The sequence below is a fragment of the Pseudomonas sp. P4_C3 genome, assembly GCF_056402075.1.
The window spans coordinates 1-952 of sequence record NZ_JBFUIC010000688.1 but is presented as its reverse complement, the minus strand read 5'-3'; the positions used below and the strand labels follow the sequence as shown (position 1 = coordinate 952).

Annotated in this window: 2 protein-coding genes; one reads left to right on the top strand and one right to left on the bottom strand. The window is 53.5% G+C overall.

All coding sequences use genetic code 11. The features are described from left to right. The coding region (locus AC1DVH_RS31800; protein ID WP_477757122.1) for a hypothetical protein at positions 1–258 on the top strand (258 nt) is incomplete at its 5' end. A 118-nt stretch (positions 259–376) separates the two neighbouring features. Here AC1DVH_RS31800 and AC1DVH_RS31795 read toward each other — a convergent pair. Beyond that, a partial coding sequence (locus tag AC1DVH_RS31795; RefSeq protein ID WP_477757121.1) for a TetR/AcrR family transcriptional regulator occupies positions 377–952 on the bottom strand: 576 nt, incomplete at its 5' end.

Here is a 952-nt window from a genome sequence, read left to right as displayed (position 1 = left end):
CGGTGCTCTCAGGTTTTTCGCGAGCAAGCTCGCTCCTACAGGCTCTTCCAAGTGACCCGCCGTAAGGGCGGAACCCTAAGTGGCCGTTACCGCAGCAATGAATATGTACACCAGGAAGAAAATGCTCGGCCGTCAGTTGCCATCGCTGGCAAGTCGGATCGCCGCACCGCAGCTTCTACAGGTATCGGTGTTCCCCGGAATTCCGTGAAGAACCAAATAAAAGCCCCTGAATCGAGAGATTCAGGGGCTTTCGTTTGACCGGATACTCGTCTTGACTGATCAAGCCCAATGCCTGCTATTGGCTGTGGAYTCAACCGGTCGATGCAACAGATTGGCTAAATCGTTCAGCGGTCGTTTCGTTGTTTGTTATGGCATGTCATAGCTCAACGAGCTGCAAACATCCCTGTTGACAGGCTGTAAGAATCTCTTGCGCCAATTGATCATCGGCCACAGCTCGAGCTAGTGCCAAGCCACCAATCATCCCTACGGCAATTTGCAAAGCATGCTGGCGTGTATCCGCCTCTGTCGTCGATTTCAGTCCGGACTCCAGACGTGTGATGAAAGCTGCGAGCACTTGGGTGTAGCTTTCCTGGATGGCTCCGTCCTGCCGAGCAGCATCATTGACCATGAAGGCTAACGGACAGTGCATACGGCTTGCATCCCGATGGTCCATGCGGAGATAGTCTTTCACTACCTGCTGCAAACCATCTTTACCAGCCTCTTCCAGTATCGCGCCCCCCGCGTTCGCGGCATTTCTAATAGCTTCGGTGTAAAGCTCCGTTTTGGATGCGAAGTGACTATAGAAGGCCCCTCGGGTCAATCCCGCACTCTCCATAATTGAGTCGATACTGACTTTTTCGAAACCTTCCAGTGCGAAGAGTCGCGCTGCGCTATCCAGAATCATCTGTCGAGTGGTTGCGCGCTGTGTAGCAGGCCAGGGCATGCGTCTTCT